16 protein-coding genes are annotated in these 18342 nt (G+C 69.6%); 6 read left to right on the forward strand and 10 right to left on the reverse strand.

Annotated features, from left to right (window positions below):
• Positions 1–56: 56 nt before the first annotated feature.
• The 3 genes from SLUN_RS21395 to bagM form a co-directional block, all read right to left on the reverse strand.
• Entirely contained in the window at positions 57–1142 is a 1086-nt protein-coding gene (locus SLUN_RS21395) for a prephenate dehydrogenase (protein WP_108150687.1), read from the reverse strand.
• 248 nt (positions 1143–1390) lie between these two features.
• Positions 1391–2872, reverse strand: coding sequence for a bagremycin/ferroverdin biosynthesis UbiD family decarboxylase BagN/FevL (gene bagN / locus SLUN_RS21400; protein WP_217505297.1), 1482 nt, complete (start codon positions 2870–2872; stop codon positions 1391–1393).
• Positions 2869–3516: a bagremycin/ferroverdin biosynthesis UbiX family decarboxylase BagM/FevK gene (bagM, locus tag SLUN_RS21405; RefSeq protein WP_108150689.1), complete on the reverse strand. Its 648-nt coding sequence runs from the start codon at positions 3514–3516 to the stop codon at positions 2869–2871. The genes bagN and bagM overlap by 4 nt, the downstream gene beginning before the upstream one ends.
• A gap of 53 nt (positions 3517–3569) precedes the next feature.
• Here bagM and bagL point away from each other — a divergent pair, with 53 nt between their 5' ends.
• From bagL to bagJ, 3 genes are all read left to right on the forward strand, one after another.
• Positions 3570–4067, forward strand: coding sequence for a MarR family transcriptional regulator BagL/FevM (bagL, locus tag SLUN_RS21410; RefSeq protein ID WP_108150691.1), 498 nt, complete (start codon positions 3570–3572; stop codon positions 4065–4067).
• Positions 4068–4161: 94 nt separating this feature from the next.
• Positions 4162–5526 (forward strand): bagremycin/ferroverdin biosynthesis FAD-dependent oxygenase BagK/FevA1, encoded by a 1365-nt coding sequence (gene bagK, locus SLUN_RS21415; protein WP_108150693.1) that lies wholly within the window; start codon positions 4162–4164, stop codon positions 5524–5526.
• Between the two features lie 54 nt (positions 5527–5580).
• On the forward strand, positions 5581–6942 hold the full coding sequence (gene bagJ, locus SLUN_RS21420; RefSeq protein WP_108150695.1) for a bagremycin/ferroverdin transporter BagJ/FevB: 1362 nt from the start codon (positions 5581–5583) through the stop codon (positions 6940–6942).
• Positions 6943–7348: 406 nt separating this feature from the next.
• Here bagJ and bagI read toward each other — a convergent pair whose 3' ends face one another.
• The 7 genes from bagI to bagA all read right to left on the reverse strand — a co-directional run bounded on the left by bagI (position 7349) and on the right by bagA (position 15918).
• A complete protein-coding gene (gene bagI / locus SLUN_RS21425; RefSeq protein ID WP_108150697.1) occupies positions 7349–8341 on the reverse strand; it encodes an AfsR/SARP family transcriptional regulator BagI/FevR in 993 nt (330 codons plus the stop codon).
• A gap of 159 nt (positions 8342–8500) precedes the next feature.
• A complete protein-coding gene (bagH, locus tag SLUN_RS21430; protein WP_108150699.1) occupies positions 8501–9424 on the reverse strand; it encodes a bagremycin/ferroverdin biosynthesis o-aminophenol oxidase BagH/FevF in 924 nt (307 codons plus the stop codon).
• A gap of 35 nt (positions 9425–9459) precedes the next feature.
• Complete coding sequence (gene bagZ, locus SLUN_RS21435) at positions 9460–9837, reverse strand: bagremycin/ferroverdin biosynthesis copper chaperon BagZ/FevE (RefSeq protein ID WP_246340247.1); 378 nt, start codon at positions 9835–9837, stop codon at positions 9460–9462.
• A 529-nt stretch (positions 9838–10366) separates the two neighbouring features.
• Positions 10367–11743 (reverse strand): bagremycin/ferroverdin biosynthesis FAD-dependent oxygenase BagG/FevA2, encoded by a 1377-nt coding sequence (gene bagG, locus SLUN_RS21440; protein WP_108150701.1) that lies wholly within the window; start codon positions 11741–11743, stop codon positions 10367–10369.
• A gap of 222 nt (positions 11744–11965) precedes the next feature.
• Entirely contained in the window at positions 11966–12988 is a 1023-nt protein-coding gene (gene bagF, locus SLUN_RS21445; protein ID WP_254709999.1) for a phospho-2-dehydro-3-deoxyheptonate aldolase BagF/FevY, read from the reverse strand.
• Positions 12989–13003: 15 nt separating this feature from the next.
• Positions 13004–14332 (reverse strand): bagremycin/ferroverdin synthetase BagE/FevW, encoded by a 1329-nt coding sequence (gene bagE, locus SLUN_RS21450; RefSeq protein ID WP_108150704.1) that lies wholly within the window; start codon positions 14330–14332, stop codon positions 13004–13006.
• On the reverse strand, positions 14329–15918 hold the full coding sequence (bagA, locus tag SLUN_RS21455) for a bagremycin/ferroverdin biosynthesis tyrosine ammonia-lyase BagA/FevW (RefSeq protein WP_108154869.1): 1590 nt from the start codon (positions 15916–15918) through the stop codon (positions 14329–14331). The genes bagE and bagA overlap by 4 nt, the downstream gene beginning before the upstream one ends.
• Before the next feature lie 180 nt (positions 15919–16098).
• Between bagA and bagB the strand changes: the two genes are divergently transcribed.
• The 3 genes from bagB to SLUN_RS21470 are packed head-to-tail and all read left to right on the forward strand — an operon-like array spanning position 16099 to position 18338.
• The gene (bagB, locus tag SLUN_RS21460) at positions 16099–16872 is read left to right on the forward strand and encodes a bagremycin/ferroverdin biosynthesis DhnA-type aldolase BagB/FevI (RefSeq protein ID WP_108150706.1); all 774 of its coding nucleotides are present in this window, start codon (positions 16099–16101) and stop codon (positions 16870–16872) included.
• A 19-nt stretch (positions 16873–16891) separates the two neighbouring features.
• Positions 16892–17998 carry a bagremycin/ferroverdin biosynthesis 3,4-AHBA synthase BagC/FevH gene (bagC, locus tag SLUN_RS21465; RefSeq protein WP_108150708.1) on the forward strand — a complete coding sequence of 369 codons (1107 nt, stop codon included), beginning with the start codon at positions 16892–16894 and terminating at the stop codon, positions 17996–17998.
• 4 nt (positions 17999–18002) lie between these two features.
• Entirely contained in the window at positions 18003–18338 is a 336-nt protein-coding gene (locus SLUN_RS21470) for an SAV_915 family protein (protein WP_108150710.1), read from the forward strand.
• The last annotated feature ends 4 nt before the right edge of the window (positions 18339–18342 follow it).

Genomic DNA, 18342 nt, shown 5'->3' on the forward strand with positions numbered 1-18342 from the left:
GCGGCCCACCCAACCGCCTGGCTCCACCAGCCCCCGGCCCTCGTCGCGGCCCGCCGTTACCGGCGGATCGACCAGCCGCGTTCGCTCAGGGCGGCGCTCACGGCGGTAGCCGCCTCGGGCCCCACCATGAGCTGCACGAGACCCGCCTGCTGCCCGGTCGAGTGGTCGATCCGGACGTCCTCGATGTTGACCCCGGCACGTCCGGCGTCCGCGAATATCCGCGCCAGCTCGCCCGGCTGGTCGCTGATGAGGACCGCCACCGTCTCGTACGCGGCGGGGGCCTCGCCGTGCTTGCCGGGCACCCGCACGCGGCCCGCGTTGCCCCGGCGCAGGACGTCCTCGATGCCTGCGGCGCCGCCGCGCCGCTTGGCGTCGTCGGCGGACTGGAGGGCGCGCAGCGACTCGACGGTCTCGCCGAGGTCGGCGGCCACGCCCGCGAGTGCGTCGGCGACGGGGCCCGGATTGGCCGACAGGATCTCCACCCACATCCGGGGGTCGGAGGCCGCGATCCGGGTGACGTCGCGGATGCCCTGGCCACAGAGCCGTACGACCGTCTCGTCCGCCGCTTCCAGCCGCGCGGCGACCATCGAGGAGATGAGCTGGGGGGTGTGCGAGACGAGGGCGACGGCCCGGTCGTGGGCATCGGCGTCCATGACCACGGGCACGGCGCGGCAGAGCGCGACCAGTTCGAGGGCGAGATTCAGCACCTCGGTGTCGGTGCCCGGCGTCGGGGTGAGCACCCAGGGGCGGCCCTCGAAGAGATCGGCGGTCGCCGCGAGCGGGCCCGAACTCTCCTTGCCGGCCATCGGGTGCGTACCGATGTACGCGCTGAGATCGATGCCCAGAGCCTCCAGCTCGCGCCGGGGGCCGCCCTTGACGCTGGCGACGTCGAGATAGCCGCGCGCGGTGCCCGTGCGCATGGCCTCGGCGAGCGCGGTGGCGGTGTGCGCGGGCGGTACGGCGATGATCGCGAGGTCGACGCGGCCGGGCGGCGGCTCGTCACTGCCGGCGCCGAGGGCCGCCGCCGTCCGGGCCCTGTCCGGGTCGTGGTCGGCCAGATGGACGGTGACACCGCGCCCGGCGAGGGTCAGGGCGGCCGATGTGCCGATCAGACCGGCTCCGATGACGAGGGCGGTTCTCACTGGGAGATGGCCTTGCGGACAGTTCGTACCGACACGTCGTGCTCCTTGTGCTGCTGCTCAGTGATCGCGTGGTCCGTTCAGGTCGGATGGGCCCTCCACCGTTACCGCGCCGGGCCCGGGGTCCCGGTGCGGGTGCACGGCACGGCCGTGAAGGCACGGGTGATCGCCGAAGATCGAATCACGGCACCGCCCGGATCCGGATGCGCTCCCGGTCGGGCCGTTGGCAAAGCCCCGGGCCAGGTGTTCCGTCAGTCGTCCCAATGATCGAGGACCTGGCGGCGGATCCGCGCTGGGTACGCTTGGGCGAAGGAGCTGTGCGGGAGGCGGCTTTCGCCCGGGGCGGGCAGGAGCCCGTCGTGGAACACGATGGGGCCGGTTTGGGTGGCGCGTTCTTCTTCGGTGTAGCAGTTCAGCAGGGGGTGGACGAAGCCGTTCCACGCCTCCGCACGGTCGAGGGGGTGGATTCGGGTGGCCAGAGCCCACAACAGGTCCGTATCGTCGGCCGGGTTGATGTCATCGTCCAGGACGAAGGTGGCCGCCGTGGCACGACCCGAGTGGGATTCGGAGAGCACTTCGCCGATCCGGTGAGTGAGCTCGGCCGAGTCGACACCGGGCAGCCGGTCCCGCCAGTCCTCCGGGACGGTGACCACCATCCAGTGTGATGCCGCGCGCAGCGGTGACCAGGCAGTGGTGACCGGCAGATCGGCAGCGCGCAGTTCGGCCAGTACCTCGGCCGCCTGGCCGACACCGGTGACAGTGTGGAACTCATCCACCGGTCGGCCCTCGGCCACCAGCGGCCAGATCGGGTCGTCCCGGTGGGTGATGGCTTCGACCGTGTACACCGGCTGCATCGAGGTCTCGGTGGAGGCGTAGCCGGCGAACTCGCCGAATGGTCCCTCCCGCGCGTCGCGGCCGACGGACAGGTGCCCCTCTATGACGATCTCTGCGCTTGCCGGCACCTCCAGGTCCACCGTCTCGCACGGGACGACCTCGATCGGCTCGCCGTACAGCGCCCCGATGTACCCGGCCTCGTCGACTCCCTTCGGAAGTGGAATGCCCCCGACGAACGGGATCGCCGGGTCTCCACCCTGTACCAGCGCGTAGGGCATGGGCTCGCCGAGCTGGACCCACTCCTGCCAGATCATGCCGATGTGCTGCGCCGGTATCACCAGGCCGGTCATGTGCTTGCCGTCGACCAGCATGATCCGGGCGATGGACCAGTTGGTCCACCGGCCGTCCGGGGTCTTCGCGACAATGATCCCCCAGGTGTTGGGATAGCGTCCACCGTCGAATTCGTGGACCCGGGGCACCGGGAAACGGTCGAGGGTGGCGTCGTCGCCGAGCAGCACATTCTGCTTGCAGGCCGCATCCTCACGGCCGATGAGTTTGGGTGGCACGGGCGCCAAGTGGCGGGTCCGCGCCAGGTGGTCGACCAACTCGGCGGCAGTGGTCTCAGCGGGTAACCCGACGGACAGGGCGACCCGGGCCAGCGGCTTGCCGGCAGCGGCACTCAGCGCGGCGGGTGCGCCGAGCAGCCGGAAGCCGGGCGCGACGCCCGCCACGTTCTCGAACAGCGGGGCGGCCGACTGGCGTTCGTAGGAGAGGCGGCTGATCGCGGCGGCCTCCAGGTCGGCGCTCACTGTCCGATTGATGCGCTTGAGGTCGCCGAGAGCTTCCAGCGCGTTGATGTAGCTGCGAAGGTCGCTGAACCGAGTCACGGGACGGGTCATGAACGGACGCTCCTTTGTTCCATGCCGTTGTGATGTACCGGGGAGATGTCGGTTGCGGGCCGTGGCCGGCCGGCTGCGGCCTGCGGAAAGCCCTCCCAGCGCCGGGCTCCGGCAACCTCGATCCCGAACTGATCGAGAACTCGGGCGACGATGTGGTCGACGATGTCGTCCACCGTGCCGGGCCGGTTGTAGAAGGCGGGCATCGGCGGCACGATCACGGTGCCCATACGGGCCAACGCGAGCATGTTCTCCAAATGGATTTCATGGAGCGGGGTCTCCCGTGGCACCAGGACCAACCGGCGCCGCTCCTTGAGCGTGACGTCGGCGGCGCGGGCTACCAGCCCTTCGGCGTACCCGGCCCGGATGCCGGCCAGTGTCTTCATGCTGCACGGGACGACCACCATGCCGTCGGTGCGGAAGGAACCGGAGGAGATCGCCGCTCCCTGATCGTCGGGCGAGTAGGTGACATCCGCCAGCGCGGCCACCTCGCGCGCACTGAGCCCGGTCTCCAGCTCCACCGTGGCGCGCGCCCAGCGGCTGAGCACCAGGTGCGTCTCCACCTGCGGGTTCCTGCGCAGCTCGGTGAGCAGTCGAACGCCCAGCACCGCGCCTGTGGCGCCGGTCATTCCCACGATCAGTCGCATCGTGCCTAACCTTCCGTGTACGGAATATCCTTGTACTGAATATACTGCCCGTCATGACGAACACAAGCCCCCGTCCACGGCCACAACTGGAAGAGGCGCTGCCACATCAGCTGCGCCGGGCCGGGCAGGCGTGGACGGCGCTGTGGCAGCAGCGCCTGCCCGACCTGACCAGTCCTCAGTTCGCCGTGCTGCTCGCCCTGGACGACCACGGCAGCCTGGACCAGTCCGCGCTGGGAGCCCTGGCCGCGGTCGACCGTTCCACGCTCACGGTGCTGCTGGACCGCCTGGAGGCGCGTGGCCTGGTGACCAAGGAGATGGACCCGGCGAATCGCAGGCGCCGCATCGTCGCACTCACCGATACCGGCCGCCGGCATCTGACCGCGGCGGTCGAGGAGGCCGGTCAGCTGCACGCGCGGGTGGAGGACCTGCTGGGCGAGCACCGACTGAGGCAACTGGTCGAGATGCTCCGCGTCCTGGGCGACATGCCGGTGCAGCCCTCCCCCGGTGGGACCGGCCCCGGCCGGCCGGAATCCGGGAGTCCGAACCGCTGACTCCCACCTCCCCTCAATAGAGGGATGGGCGCCCAAGGCCGCAGCTGGAACTGTGATCAGCGACCCGAGTGGGTCCGCCTTGGAGGGCTGACGCATGTACAGATCCGCAACGGTGCAGAAGCTCGCCGGACGCCTCTCCGGCCCGGCACTGGGGCCCGGGGACGACGGATACGCAGCCGAGGTCGCGGGGTTCAACCTGGTCGTGCAGCACCGGCCCGCGATAGTCGTCGGCGTCCGGGACGCCGAGGAGGTGCGCAAAGCCGTCACCTTCGCGGCCGAGACCGGAACGCCGACGGCGGTCCAGGCGACCGGCCACGGCCCCTCGCGCGCTGCCGAGGGGGCCGGACTGCTCATCAACACCCGCCGGATGACCAAAGTAACGATCGACCCCGTCGCCAGGGTCGCCCGGGCAGAGGCCGGCACGCAGTGGCACCAGGTCGTCGAAGCGGCCGCCGGCCACGGGCTCGCCCCGCTCAACGGCTCCTCGCCGCTGGTGGGGGTCGTCGGCTACACCCTGGGCGGCGGGCTGGCGCTGCTGTCCCGCGCGTACGGCTTCGCCGCCGACCACGTCACCACGGTGGAAGTCGTCACCCCCGACGGACGGCCGCGCACCGCGACCGCGCAGCAGAACACGGACCTCTTCTGGGCGCTGCGCGGCGGCAAGGGCAACTTCGGGGTGGTGACCGCCATCGAGTTCGGGCTCGTTCCGGTGCCCCGGTTCTACGGCGGCGGGCTGTTCTTCCCCGGCGAAACGGCCGCCGAGGTCCTGCACGCCTGGCGGTTGTGGACCGAGTCCGTTCCGCAGGAGATGGCCTCCTCACTGGCGCTGCTGCGGATGCCGGAACTGGAGCCGATCCCGGAATTTCTGCGGGGCAAGCTCGTGGTGCACATCCGCATCGCTCACCTGGGACCGGGCGACGAAGGGGAACGGCTGGTAGGGCCGCTGCGGAAGATCGCGCCGGCGCTCGTGGACACGCTCGCGGAGATGCCCTACAAACGCTTCGCGGAAATCCACAACGACCCGACCTTCCCGATCCCTTACGACGAACGCTCCACCATGCTGCGCGAGTTGGGCCAGGGCGCCGCCGATGACCTGCTCTCCCTAGCGGGCCCCGGCAGCGACTGCACGGACATCATGGTCGAGCTGCGGCACATGGGCGGTGCGCTCAGTCGGCCGCCTTCGGCGCCGAGCGCGGTCGACCACCGGGAGGCCGCGTTCTGCCTGTCCACTCTCGGGCTGCCCGGCGCACGCCCGGCGCACGTCGTGGACGGGATGGCGCACTGGGGGACGGGCCGCAGCTATCTCAACTTCCTCGCCGGTCCTGAGACGGCCCAACTGGCCGAGCGGGGCTACGGCCCCGCCACCTACGCGCGGCTGGGCGAGATCAAGGCCCGGTACGACCCGGAGAACCTTTTCCGGTTCAACCACAACATTCCGCCGCGCGCGAAGAGCTTCTGACCACCCGAAGAAGCAGATCCGGCGCACACCAGAATCTGGAAGGGAAAAGTCTCGATGACGACCAACAGCGCGGTCCAGGCCCCGCCGCAGCAGAACGCACCCGGTGCGGGTCTGACCGGGCTCAGACTCGGAGCTCTCTTCGGCCCCGTGATCTTCGGAGTGACGGCCGCGGGCGTGGCGTTGCCCGATGTCGCCCAGGCGATGGAGGTCCGTCCGGCCGTCGCGGGCTGGGTGCTGACAGCGCACGCCCTGGCGCTCGGCGTCGGCACCGCCTTCTTCGGGCGGCTCTCGGAGAAGTGGGGTGTGCGCAACACGCTCCTGGTGGGGTCACTGTTCCTGGCCGTCGGCGCGGTGCTGTGCCTGATCGCCCCCAACTTCGGCACCCTGATCGCGGGCCGGTTCGTCCAGGCAGCGGGCTCCGGCGCCATCACCTCCAGCGCACTCACGCTCGCCTCCGCGGCGGCCCCCGCACAACGCACCAAGATCCTCGGGATCTTCGGGGCGTCCATGGCGCTCTTCTCCTCCACCGCCACCCTCATGGGAGGGATGGTGACGGACTGGATGCACTGGCGGCTCACCCTCGTGCTGCCGGCGCTCTCGCTGCTGGTGGTGCCCTTCTGCCTGGAGCTCGCGGCCACCCGCCCCGGCTTCGGCAAGGCCGTCGACCTGGTCGGCGGGATCCTGCTGGGCACGGGCGCGACCTCGCTGCTCCTGCTCATCCAGGCATCCTCACTCGACCTCGCCACCCCGCTGGTGATCGCACTGGCGGCGCTTCTGGTGCTGTCGGCGGTGGGCCTCGTGATGCACATCGGCAAGCGGCCCGACGGGTTCGTACCGCGTCAACTGGCCACCGACCGCACCTTCCTGACCGCGGCTCTGGTCGGGCTGGGCGGTTACGCCGGGCTGTTCGCCGCAATGTACGCGGTGCCGCAGATCCTCACCGTGAAGTACGGCTGGGATGTGTTCGAAATCGGGGCCTGGCTCCTGCCGGGTGCGGTCGTCGGCGCGGTGTTCGCACGGTTGGCCAGCAAGCTCACCGCCAGCAAGGGCGGCAGCCTGCTGCTGGCCGGGGCTGCCGTGAGCTCCGCGGTCTTCCTCGGGATCGTCGGCCTCGTCGAGGGCGGCATCGTCGTCATGCTGATCGGCACGTCCATGGGCATGGCCACGTTCGCGGCCACTCAGGTGCTCACCACCGCCGTGCTGTCCAGCCGCCTCGAACCCGCTCAGCGCGGCGGTGCCATGGGGGTGCTCAACCTTCTCTTCTTCGTCGGTGGCGGCATCGGCTCCGCCACCGCCGGAACGCTCTCCGAGCACATGGACCTCACCAGCGCGCTCGCCGTCGTCGCGGCGCTCCCGCTGCTCGCGGGTCTGATCGCCCTGCTGCTCCCGCCTGCCCGGGCGCAGCAGGAAGCCTGACCCGGGCTCCACCGGGTCCGGGCAGGTGTTGAGACGCAGCTCCCCTGGCTCTGTCCAGTGAGACATCCAGGGGAGGGGCGTCCTTGAACGCCGTGGCGAGTAAGGCACATCGGCGGCGCGGTCGATCCACCGCCGGGGCCGGCCGGTCCAGTTGTCCCTCGGTCAATGGCCTAGGTCAGTTGACCTCGGGGCCGGCTCACTCCGTGAGGACCGGCAGAGGTGGGCCGAGGGGCGAGGCGGGGTCGGATCGCCGGATGGCGCCTGCTCGACCAGCGAACGACGACGACAGGGAACATGTCGTGTGTCCGGTGGTCGAGACAGGACGCCGTACCCGGTGTTCACCCCCGCGATGCCCGGCGCCGTGAACGGCGGCCTTCGCCGTCCACCGGTTGGTTCACGAGGAGGCTCAGGCTCCCGGATTGCTCTCGTTCGAGTTCAGCCATAACGACGACAGGATGTTCCGGAGCCCGTCGCGTTCGACGCGGAGCAGGTCGTTCTCCAGGCGCAGTTGCTCCAGCGAGTCGGGCGTGACGGGGTTCGGCGAGGTCCGTGCGAGCAGCGCGACGCAGGACGGACGGCCCTGCTGACCGTGTGAGCTAGGGGGCGGCGGCGCGAGGATGTCCCTGGGAAGCGACGCCACCGAGGAGAGTCGCCCGACCAGGATCGACTGGTGCAGGACGTGCAGATCCCGCGCCGGTTCGATGCCGAGATCCTCGGAGAACCGCATTCTGGCGGTGCGGAAGGTCTCCAGGGCATCGGCCTGGCGGCCTGAGTGGTACAGCGCCAGCATCAGCTGGGCCAGGGCGCGCTCCCGAAAGGGGTTCTCGGCGACGAAACCGGTCAGATCGCCGATGATCTGCTGATGGCGGCCCAGTTTCAGCGTCACGTCGAAGTGCTCCTCTTTCACCGTCAGCCGGTCCTCGTTGAGCCTGACGACGAGAGGGGCCAGCGCCCTGCTGTCGAGGCCGGCCGCGACCGGGCCGCGCCACAGTGCGAGCGCGGACTTCAGCAGCCCTTCGGCGCGCTCCAGCTGGTTGTCGCGGACCATGGCCCGCCCCTGGGTGACCAGCTTCTCGAACGTGAAGAGGTCCAGTGCGTCGTCGTCACGCACCCTGATGCGGTAGCAGGAGGGGTGCGTCTCGATCACGCTGTCGCGTTCTGGCCCCCTGAGCAGGCGGCGAAGGCCGGACACGCAGATGCGAATCTGTCCATGGGCGGACGCGGGCGGGTGGTCGTCCCACATCGCGTCGACCAGCCGGCCGAGGCTGACCACCTGGTTCGTCTGGAGAAGCAGCGCCGCCAGTAACTTCTGCCTGCGGATCCCGCTGATTTCAATCTGTTCGTCGCCGCTCGTTACGAGCAGCGGTCCGAGTATTCGGAAAACGTGTTCATTGCGCATATCTCTACCCCCGGTAATGATGTGCGGAATGACGTAATAACGAACACACTTACTACGTCAATATAGTTGCCATCGACATTATGGAAATGTCGATGGCAACTATATTGGTGTCACGAAAGGACTGCCGGACAATAAATTATCCTCTGGTTCCGCAGGTTCTTACGCGTAGCTGTAGAAATTCGAGTGATCCAGCAGATCGGCGGGTGACATCGAGTACCAGGGCGCGAGCTTCGTACCCAGTGACGGGACATCCGGGTGTTCGGTCAGCGGGAGGTAGTGCGGGACGTCCGGATGCGTCTTCTGCCAGATCGACCAGAGCTTGTCGATGAAGCAGTGGTGCATGAAGAATATGGGGTCGTTCGGCGATCCGATGTACAGCATGTGGCCGCCCATCCACGTGTGGCCGGCGCCGTGCAGCTTGCCGAGGTTCTCCTCCCAGGGGAACTTTGCGTATCCCTCCAGGTGGTTGCGCAGGGACTGCGTCTCAGTTCCGTAGCCGGAGGTGTAGTTGTAAGGCGGAGTGTCGTAGGTCGTGAGCGCGAGAGTGTCCTCCAGCTCCTTGACCGTCGGCAGGGCCGGATTCACGGTGCCTATGTCGCGGACGAGGTAGTCCCGGTCGTCCGCCGTGTAGTGACCGTTGAACGCCGGGTGCTCATCGCCGACCGGCACCACGCTGACGTTGAGCTTCCACCCGTTGCAGCGGGCGAACGGGCCGGTCATGACCTTCCGGTCGCCGGGCCGGCCGTTCCCGCCCATGAAGGTGTCGGCCCACAGCGGCGAGTCCAGGCTCTGGTCCTTGGTCCAGTCCCAGTAAGGGATGGTGACGGTGGGGTCGACCTGCTGGAGCGCCCTTTCGAGGACCAGCAGGTACTGGCGGTGCCACGGGAACAGGCCCGGGCTCATGTGGCCCCAGCGTTTGCCGACGCCCCCGTCCTTGTCCAGGTAGTCGCCCGAGTTGATCTGGATGTGGATTCGGACCAGCTCGTCGTAGATGCCGAGTTGCTTCACCCTGCGGACCGCGCGGATGAAACGTCTCTTCTCCCCGGCGGTCATGTTGAGATGGTTCTTCCGGACGGGAACCATGAGGTCTCTTCTCTCTCGGGTCTCTCGGAGCCGGATCAGGCGTGGTGGGTGCCGGACGGGAGCAGGTTCGCCCCGCGCAGCTCGTCGACGGCCTGGCGGCCGGCGGCCAGCGGGGTGGGCTCGATCCGGTAGTGGCACATCGCGCTGAGGTAGGCGTCGTCGCCCAGCTTCATGAGGTGCAACGGCTTGTCGTCGATGTGCACCGTTCCGGCGGTCCTGGACACGGTGATCGTGCGGCCCTTGTACTTCTCGGTGTACAGATCCTGCGGCCCCTCGGCCGCCTGGCCCTGGGCCGCGTCGTGCACGCCGTCGTCCGCGGCGACCCAGCTGTTGCCCGCGTGTATGACAGCGACCGGCACCGCCGCGACGGCGGCGGCGCCCGCTATGCCCTTCATCACGTCACGTCGTTTCATTGACGTCCTCCTGATTGACAACTGATGGGTCAGTGGCTAAGACCCCGCCCAGCTTTCCAACTGGGCCTATCGGCGGGATATCGCGAGGGTGGCGGTGCGGCTGCTCGCCTCTGCTCGTCCCGCGGCGATCCTGTGACAGCCGGGCGCCCCCGACCTGGTCACGGCCCTGCGGCCCGCCACGCGCGGGAGAGCGGCAGGACGACTGCCGGGGCCGAGCGCGGCGATATATCTCTGTGCGAAGACCTGGCCGGCCGTCCGGACTGCCCGGCGACAGCGGCGGGCAGGGGCCGGATGAACCTCGGCAGCGGAACGGCCGGAACGAGACGAACGGCCGGAACGAGACGAACGGTAGGAACGAGACGAAGGGCTGGAGCGCCTCACGGTCCTGCCGACGGCCTTCCGGCAGACGGGTCCGGCACGACGGGCACGACCGCGCGGGAGTGCACCGCCCCGCGCGATGCGGTCGAGCGCGCCGCGTCATCAGCACCGCCCAGGACCTCCGCGCGGCGTATTCGCGGCTTTCCCGACGTCAGGCCCGCAGCGGACGCGGCACGATGTTGTGGTTGAACCGGAAGAGGTTGTCCGGGTCGGCCCGGGCCTTGATCTCGGCCAGCCGGGCGAAGGTGGCCGGCTCGTAGCCGCTCTCGGCGAGAACAGCGGTGTCGGGGCTGGCCAGGAAGTTGAGGTAGCGGAGCCCCGTGCCCCACGGCGCCATGCCGTCCACCACCAGCGGGGGGCGGTCGTCGGGGAGCGAAAGGGTCGACAGCGCGAACGCCGCGTCCCGGTGGTCGACGGCGTTGGGCACCTTCGGCGACCGGCCGGCCGCGCCGCCCAGCTGCCGCAGCTCGACGACCAGATCGATGCAGTCGGCCCCCGGCCCGGCCAGCTCGAGCAGCCCGTCCACCGCCGCCTCGTCCAGCACGCGGAGCATCATCGATCGCTCGCTGTACGGAATCGGCTCGGTCGGGTCGTTGTGGATCTCCCCGGACCTCGTGTACGGGATCTCGGCCAGGGTGTCGACGACCAGCGGGCCCGCCGCGCGCAGCGGCGCGACCAGCCGGTCCCCGTCCTCGGCGGAGCCCAGGTAGGCGATCCGGATGTGCACGGTCAGCCGGCCGCGCAGGAAGGGCGGGATCGCCTCGATGTCCGGCATCCGCAGCAGCGCCAGCGAGGAGGTCAGTTCCTCCGGCACGGACGCGGTCCACTCGCGCCAGGCGTGCAGCACGTCCGCGGACGCCTCGCCCGCGAAGAACAGTCCGCCCCCGTAGAGCCGCGACACCGGTACCAGCTCGAACTCGACGGCGGTGACGACGCCGAAGTTGCCCTTGCCGCCGCGCACGGCCCAGAACAGGTCGGTGTCGTGCTCCGGAGTGGCCCGGTGCGACTGTCCGTCGGCGGTGACGATCTCGAGGGCGGTGACCCGGTCCGCGGCGTAGCCGTACCTGCGGGCCATCAGCCCGAGCCCGCCGCCGAGGGTGTATCCGATCACCCCGGTGAGCGGGGAGGATCCGCTGAGCGGGGCGAGGCCGTACTCCGCGGCCGCCTGGATCACCTCGAACCACTGGGTGCCGCCCTCGACCCTGGCGATCCTCGTGACGGGGTCGATGCTCACACCCCGCAGCCGGCGGGTGCTGATCAGCAACCCGCCGTCCGCGGGGGTGGACGGGCCGTGGCCGGTGGCCTGGATCGAGATCGGCAGTTGCCGGCCGGCAGCGAAGGCCACGGCCTCGCGCACGTCCGCGGCTCCGGTCACGATCGCGATCAGATCCGGGTCGTGTTCGGTGATCGGATTGAACCCCTCCAGCTCCAGGGCGAAATCGTCGTCTCCCGGTCGCAGGACCCGTCCGCGGAGCCGTTCGGCGAGTTCGGCCGCCGCCGGCCTCGCGATGCTCTTGCCTGTCGTCATCCTCAGTCCTCCCGGACCCGGTTGTTTGTCGGGATGCGAGGACTCTGCCAACGGCGGGCGCCGAAGCACATCCCTCGTTTGAGGGCCGTACCCCGGCGGCAGGGGCCAAAAGGAGCGGGCGGCCTCCCGGCGGTGACCGTCACCGCCTGCCGGATCCGTCCGTCCTCGACGGCCGCCGGCTGCCCGAACTGTGTACGGGACGGCTTTCGCGGTGTGCTCCCGTCACTGCGAGGGGACGAAGCCGTCGAGGACCTGGCCCTGCCACAACGATTTGCCGCGCATCACCGCCCCGAGTTCTTCCATGTCCTCGTGGACGAGCGCCTGGGGTCCGTCGCACAGAGCGGTCGTGGGGTCGGGATGCACGTCGATGATCACCCCGTCGGCGCCGACGGCCAGCGCCGCCCGGGTGAGTGGCAGGACGAGGTCACGCCGCCCGCCCGAGTGGGACGGGTCGACGATGACGGGAAGGTGCGACAGCCGTTGGACGATGGGCACGGCGGCGATGTCCAGGGTGTTGCGCGTGGCGGTCTCGAACGTCCGGATCCCGCGCTCGCACAGCACGATGTCGAGGTTGCCGCGCTGCGCGACGTATTCGGCGGCCATGAGCCACTCCTCGATGGTCCCGGACATCCCCCGTTTGAGCATGACGGGCTTGCCCGCGTCGCCGACGGCCTGCAGCAGCGCGAAGTTCTGCGCGTTGCGGGTGCCGATCTGCAGCATGTCGGCGTAGGAGGCGACCAGTTCGACGTCGTGGGCGTCGACCACCTCGGTGACGACGGGGAGCCCGGTCTCGCCGCGCACGTCGGCGAGGATCTTCAGCCCCGCCTCTCCCAGGCCCTGGAAGGCGTAAGGAGAGGTCCGGGGTTTGAAGGCGCCTCCCCGCAGGAGGGTCGCGCCCGCCGCCCGGGCCATCTGTGCCGCCCGCAGCGTCTGCTGCGGTGTCTCCACCGCACAGGGCCCCGCGATCAGCGTCGTGGTGCCGGGGCCGATTGACACCCCGCCCACCCGGACGATCGAGCGGTCCGGGTGGCTCTGCCTGCTGATCAGCTTGTACGGCACCGAGATCCGCACCACCTGGGCGACCCCGCGCATGGCGCCGAGGTTCAGCGTGCCGAACTGGTCGAGATCGCCGACCAGCCCGACGACGGTACGGCTCATGCCGCGGCTGACGAACGCCTCGCCGCCCGCCGTCTCGACCAGCGCGACGATGGTGGCGAGGTCCGACGCCGTAGCCTGCGGCGACATCACGATCACCATGCTTTACCCCCGGACAATGGCCTGCCCCCAGTCTTCGTCGGGCCCGAATAGCTTGCGCGGCTTCATGGCGTCCAGCTGTTCCGCCAGCAACGCGCTCGGCACGAGCGTGCCTTCGGGGACCGCGCTCACCGCGCAGCGCACCCCCAGTTCCTCATTGACGGACGCGGCGAGCAACGCGGCGGCGTCCCCGCCGTCCGGGCCGGGCACCTCGATCTCGACGACCAGACGATCCTGCTCGGCCCTGGCCCGCCAGAACAGCACGCCCCACGACGCCGGAAGCCGGTAGACGAGCTCCTCCACCTGGATCTGCCCGAGACGCTTCCCGCCGACCGTGTAGCCCTGGCCGAGCCGGCCCAGGACCCGCACGGTCGGAAGTTTCCAGTCGCACGGGCAGTCCTCGTACCGCAGGTCCACCAGATCCTCGAGGTTGTAGCGCAGCAGCGGCATCGCCTCGCGGTACAGCGGGGTGATGACCAGCTGCCCGGTGCCCTCGGCGGTGATGTCGCCGGTCTGCGGGTCGTAGATCTCCGGCAGCACCCGGTCGGCCCAGAAGTGCATCCGGCCGTACGGGCAGTCGCTGGCCAGCGGGCCGACCTCGGTGCAGCCGTACTCCTCGATGACCAGGGCGCCCCAGATCTCCTCGATGCGGCGGCGGCGCGCGCTGCTGATCGGCTCGCCCGCCACGTACAGCGCCCGCAGCGCGGGGAAGGAGCCGGCGGGGTAGCCGGCGGCCTTGGCCGCCGCGACCCAGAGCAGGCTCTCGCTCGGCGTGGACCAGGTCAGCGTCACCTCCAGATCGTGCAGCAGGCGCACCACCCGCGAGTAGGGGACCGCGAGTGAGCGGCAGTCGCCGGGGACGACGGTCGCGCCGCTGCGCATGGCGGCCCAGTGGGCCATGTGCCCGGCGAGCACCAGCCCGTAGGGGATGCGCACGAGCATGGTGTCCTCGGGACCGATCGGGACGGTCTTGCGGACGAACCGGTCGGCCAGATCGGTCCACTCCGCCTCGGTGAAGTAGGCGGGGGTGGGGTTGCCGGTGCTGCCGCTGGACTCGTGGTACGTGGCCAGGCGCTCCCTGGGCACGGCGAGCATGCCGAAGGGGTAGCTGTCGCGCAGGTCCGACTTCCCGGTGAGGCCGACCGCGGACAGGGTCTGCCCGGACTCCAGACGCTTCTCGTAGAAGGGCGAGTTGCGGGCGTGGTGGAGCGCCGGTGCGATCCGCTCGTCCTGGGCCGCCCGCAGTTCGTCGAAGGTCGTCCAGTCACCGATGGCCGGCAGCCCGCTGCCGGCCGGCCCGGAGCCGGTCAGCTCGGTGTTCAGGGAGACGGTCATAGGGCGCCTCCGACCTGTGCGGCCTCGGTGAGCGCGCCGGAGGAGATCATCTCGACGACCGCGGTGATGTCGCCGTCCATCTGCCGGTCCTTGGCGGCGAAGGGAACCTCCTTGCGGATGCGCGTGTACACGGCCTTGGTACGGGGGCTCATCTCGTCGACGCCGCGCAGCTCGACGGCCTGGCAGGCGGCGAGGAGGTGGATGGCCGCAACCTCACGGGTCAGCTCGATGACGGTGCGGGCGTCGCGTGCCGCGATCGGGGCCATGCTGACCTTGTCCTGGTTGTGCGCCTCGGTGGAGCGGGAGAACGTGCTGGCCGGGCCCGACTGCTTGAGCGCCTCTGCGGTGAGCGCCGAGCACGCGATCTGCATGCCCTTGAAACCGTGCTGGAGCCCGGCCTCGGTGTCGTCGTCGTCCACCCGGGCGATCAGATTCGGGGTGAGGCCGTTGTTGAACTTCTCGTCGACCAGGAGCGCGAGCTGCCGGTCGAGCAGGTCGGCGATCCCGGCGACGGCCGTCTTCAGCGAGTCCATCGCGGTGACGACATGCCCGCCGTAGAAGTTGCCACCGCTGTACACGGCGCCCGTGGACGGATCGAAGAGCGGGTTGTCGCTGGAGGAGTTGATCTCCACCGTCATCCACGTGCGGACCCAGTCGAGCATGTCCCGCAGCACTCCGGTGACGTGCGGGGCGCAGCGCAGCGAGTAGCGGTCCTGGATGCTGCGCGTGAGCTTCTGGTAGTGCCGGCCGTCCAGGGGGCCGTTGAGGTCGACGACCTGGTCGTACGTCATCGCGAGAGCGGAACCCTCGAGCAGCTCGTGGATGAGCGCGGCGCTGGCGCGCTGGCCGTCGTGCGGCTTCTCGTTGTGGATGAACGGCGCGTAGTGGCCCCGGTTGCCGAGCATGCCCTCACTGGCCAGCGCGGTGCAGATGTCGGCCACCTCGGCGAGTTCGGCCGCCGCCTCGGTGTTCAGGACGGCGAACGCGGAGCTGAAGGAGGTGCCGTTGATCAGGGCGAGCCCGTCCTTGGCCTCCAGCATCACGGGCTCCAGCCCCAGCTCGGACAGCACGTCCGCGGCCTGGCGTATCTCGCCGCGGTGGCGCACCTTTCCCTCGCCCGTCAGCGCGTAGGCGAGGTAGCAGAGCGGGACGAGGTCTCCGCTGGCGCCGACCGAACCGCGCTCGGGGATGGTCGGCAGGACGTCGTGCCGGAGGAAGTCGAGGAGTCGTTCCACGACGGGGGTGCTGACACCGGAGTTGCCTCGGGCGAGGCAATTGGCGCGGATCAGCAAGGTGGCTCGCACGACCTCGTCGGAGGCCAGCGGGCCGGTTCCGTTCAGGTGGTAGCGGATCAGTTCGTTCTGCAGCCGCGCGGTCTTCTCCGGCGAGATCTGCCGGTTGACGCTGTCACCGAATCCCGTCGTCACCCCGTAAATGGGCTTGCCGGTCTTCAGGATCTCCAGCTTCAGGTTCCGTGAAGCGTTCATCGCCTGCAACGCGTCCTCGGAGACCGAGAATTCCGAACCTTCGCGGGACGCGGCGGCCACGGCCTGGCCAATGCTCAGGTCGTGCCCGTCAATCTTCATGGTCGTCACTTGTGGACACCTTTCTCACCCGGTTGCCCACGAGTCTTGACCGCTGATGTTTCCCGTCGATATCCGAACGCGCCGCGCGTGATATCCCGCGTGATATGCGGACGAGATCCCGAAGATACCCGCCCTCTTCAGGGTTGATTTCAAGACCGGCACGGAGAAAGAGGAAACCCCATGATCTCCAACGGCGCGTTCGGCAGGCAACTCCGCCTGCGGCGCCTCTACCGAAACGATTCCGAACGGCTGCTGATCGTGCCGCTGGACCATTCGGTGAGCCAGGGACCGATAACCGGCGGCGAGGGAATCGACGCGCTCGTGGGCCAGTTGGCCACCAACAGGGTGGACGCGATCGTCCTGCACAAGGGCAGCCTCCGGCACGTCGATCCCGCCTGGTTCGGCAGCACCGCGCTCATCGTCCACCTGAGCGCCAGCACCGTGCACGCCCCCGACCCGGACGCCAAGTACCTCGTGGCCGGCGTCGAGGAGAGCCTGCGGCTGGGCGCGGACGCGGTGAGCGTGCACGTCAACCTGGGATCGGACGGCGAGCAGCAGCAGATCTCCGATCTGGCCGCGGTCGCCGACGCCTGCGACCGGTGGAACGTCCCGCTGCTGGCGATGATGTACCCCCGCGGTCCCAAGATCAGCGATCCGCGCGACCCGGCGCTGGTGGCGCACGCGGTGACACTGGCCGCCGATCTCGGCGCCGACCTGGTGAAGACCCCGTACGTCGGCTCGGTCGCGGAGATGAAAGAGATCACCGCCCGCGCGCCCATCCCGGTCATCACCGTCGGTGGCCCGCGCAACGACGACGAGGGCCAGGTCCTGGCCTACGTGACCGAAGCGCTGAGCGCGGGCGTCGCGGGCGTGGCCATGGGCCGAAACGTCTTCGAGGCGCCCGACCCCGGCGTCATGGCCGCGAAACTGGCCAACCTCATCCACAGTGAGTGACCTCTAGGAGCCCTACGCAATGAAGCTCAGTTGGCTGGACATCCGGGACCTCACCGAGGCCAAGAACGCCATCGTCCAGGAGGCGCTGCATCAGCGGCTCGACGGCATCGTCGCCGCGGACCCGGCCGCCCTCGAGGGCCTGCCCCCGACCGTTACCAAGGTGCTGTTCCCCCGCGGCAAGTCCCTCCCGGAGGACTTCGGCGAGGCCACCGTGGTCATCGTGGACCCCGCGTTCCACGGAACGACCCCCGCCGAGCTGGCGCTCGAACATCCGGAGCTGGAGTTCGGCCGGTTCGTGGAGATCGTCGACGCGGAGACGCTGGAGGATGCCTGCCAGTCGGCGCGCACCGAGCGGTGGAGCCTGCTGCTGTTCCGCGACCCCACCAAGATTCCGCTGGAGATCGTCATCGCGGCGTCCGCTGCGTCCCGGGGCAGCCTGATCACGGTGGCGGCCGACGTCGAGGAAGCCGAGATCCTCTTCGGGGTGCTCGAACACGGCTCCGACGGCGTCATGATGGCGCCGCGCAAGGTCGGCGACGCGACGGCCCTGAAGACCGTGGTGAACGCCGAGACCCCCGACCTGGCCCTGGTCGAACTCGAGGTCGTCACCACCGAGCACGTCGGCATGGGCGAGCGAGCCTGCGTCGACACCTGCACCTACTTCCGCAAGGACGAGGGCATCCTGGTCGGGTCGCATTCCAAGGGCATGATCCTGTGCGTCAGCGAGACGCATCCACTGCCGTACATGCCGACCCGTCCGTTCCGGGTGAACGCCGGCGCCATCCACTCCTACACGCTGTCCAAGGACGGGCGCACCAACTACCTCAGCGAGCTGAAGGCGGGCAGCAAGATCGTGGCCGCCGACGTCGAGGGCCGTACCCGGCTCGTCACCGTCGGCCGGGTCAAGATCGAGACCAGGCCGCTGATCTCGGTGAACGCCGTCTCCCCGGACGGCCGCGAGGTCAACCTGATCCTGCAGGACGACTGGCACGTACGGGTGCTCGGCCCGGGCGGCGCGGTGCTCAACAGCACCGAACTCAAGCCCGGCGACAAGGTTCTCGGCTTCCTGCCGACGGAGGACCGGCACGTCGGCTACCCGCTCGACGAGTTCTGCCTCGAGACGTGACGTAGTGGACGCGCTCCTGTTCGTCCCGGTACGAGTCAACGCCCTCGGCGGTGCATTCGCCGCCGTCCGGACGGCCCGGCCGGGCCCCGGGCAGGAGCGGGTCGGCCTCGCCTTCACCGGCGAGGAACGGCTCCACGCGGCGCTGGGCTCCACCCAGCGGTGGATCCGGTTGTCCCGGCCCGCCCTCCTGGCGCTGCTCCGGCCGCTGGGGATCAAGGATGTCCGGATCGACCCGCTCTACGTCGGACCGGAGGTGCCGGCGGTGGACCTCCTCGAGGACGGGCCCGTCCTGGCCGGAGTGCGGCGGCACGCGCAGTGGCTGCCGGACGAGGTGTGGTGACGGG

Source organism: Streptomyces lunaelactis, from assembly GCF_003054555.1.
GTDB classification, from domain to species: Bacteria; Actinomycetota; Actinomycetes; order Streptomycetales; family Streptomycetaceae; genus Streptomyces; species Streptomyces lunaelactis.

What these genes read in the sequence shown, in the direction of transcription:
- bagC (WP_108150708.1), top strand. Translation starts at nt 16,892, where the DNA reads ATGAAGCTCAGTTGGCTGGACATCCGGGACCTCACCGAGGCCAAGAAC.
- bagJ (WP_108150695.1), top strand. Translation starts at nt 5,581, where the DNA reads ATGACGACCAACAGCGCGGTCCAGGCCCCGCCGCAGCAGAACGCACCC.
- bagN (WP_217505297.1), bottom strand. Translation starts at nt 2,872, where the DNA reads ATGACCCGTCCCGTGACTCGGTTCAGCGACCTTCGCAGCTACATCAAC.
- bagI (WP_108150697.1), bottom strand. Translation starts at nt 8,341, where the DNA reads ATGCGCAATGAACACGTTTTCCGAATACTCGGACCGCTGCTCGTAACG.
- bagE (WP_108150704.1), bottom strand. Translation starts at nt 14,332, where the DNA reads ATGACCGTCTCCCTGAACACCGAGCTGACCGGCTCCGGGCCGGCCGGC.
- bagZ (WP_246340247.1), bottom strand. Translation starts at nt 9,837, where the DNA reads ATGAAACGACGTGACGTGATGAAGGGCATAGCGGGCGCCGCCGCCGTC.
- bagH (WP_108150699.1), bottom strand. Translation starts at nt 9,424, where the DNA reads ATGGTTCCCGTCCGGAAGAACCATCTCAACATGACCGCCGGGGAGAAG.
- bagL (WP_108150691.1), top strand. Translation starts at nt 3,570, where the DNA reads ATGACGAACACAAGCCCCCGTCCACGGCCACAACTGGAAGAGGCGCTG.
- bagG (WP_108150701.1), bottom strand. Translation starts at nt 11,743, where the DNA reads ATGACGACAGGCAAGAGCATCGCGAGGCCGGCGGCGGCCGAACTCGCC.
- bagF (WP_254709999.1), bottom strand. Translation starts at nt 12,988, where the DNA reads ATGTCGCCGCAGGCTACGGCGTCGGACCTCGCCACCATCGTCGCGCTG.
- bagM (WP_108150689.1), bottom strand. Translation starts at nt 3,516, where the DNA reads ATGCGACTGATCGTGGGAATGACCGGCGCCACAGGCGCGGTGCTGGGC.
- bagK (WP_108150693.1), top strand. Translation starts at nt 4,162, where the DNA reads ATGTACAGATCCGCAACGGTGCAGAAGCTCGCCGGACGCCTCTCCGGC.
- bagB (WP_108150706.1), top strand. Translation starts at nt 16,099, where the DNA reads ATGATCTCCAACGGCGCGTTCGGCAGGCAACTCCGCCTGCGGCGCCTC.
- bagA (WP_108154869.1), bottom strand. Translation starts at nt 15,918, where the DNA reads ATGAAGATTGACGGGCACGACCTGAGCATTGGCCAGGCCGTGGCCGCC.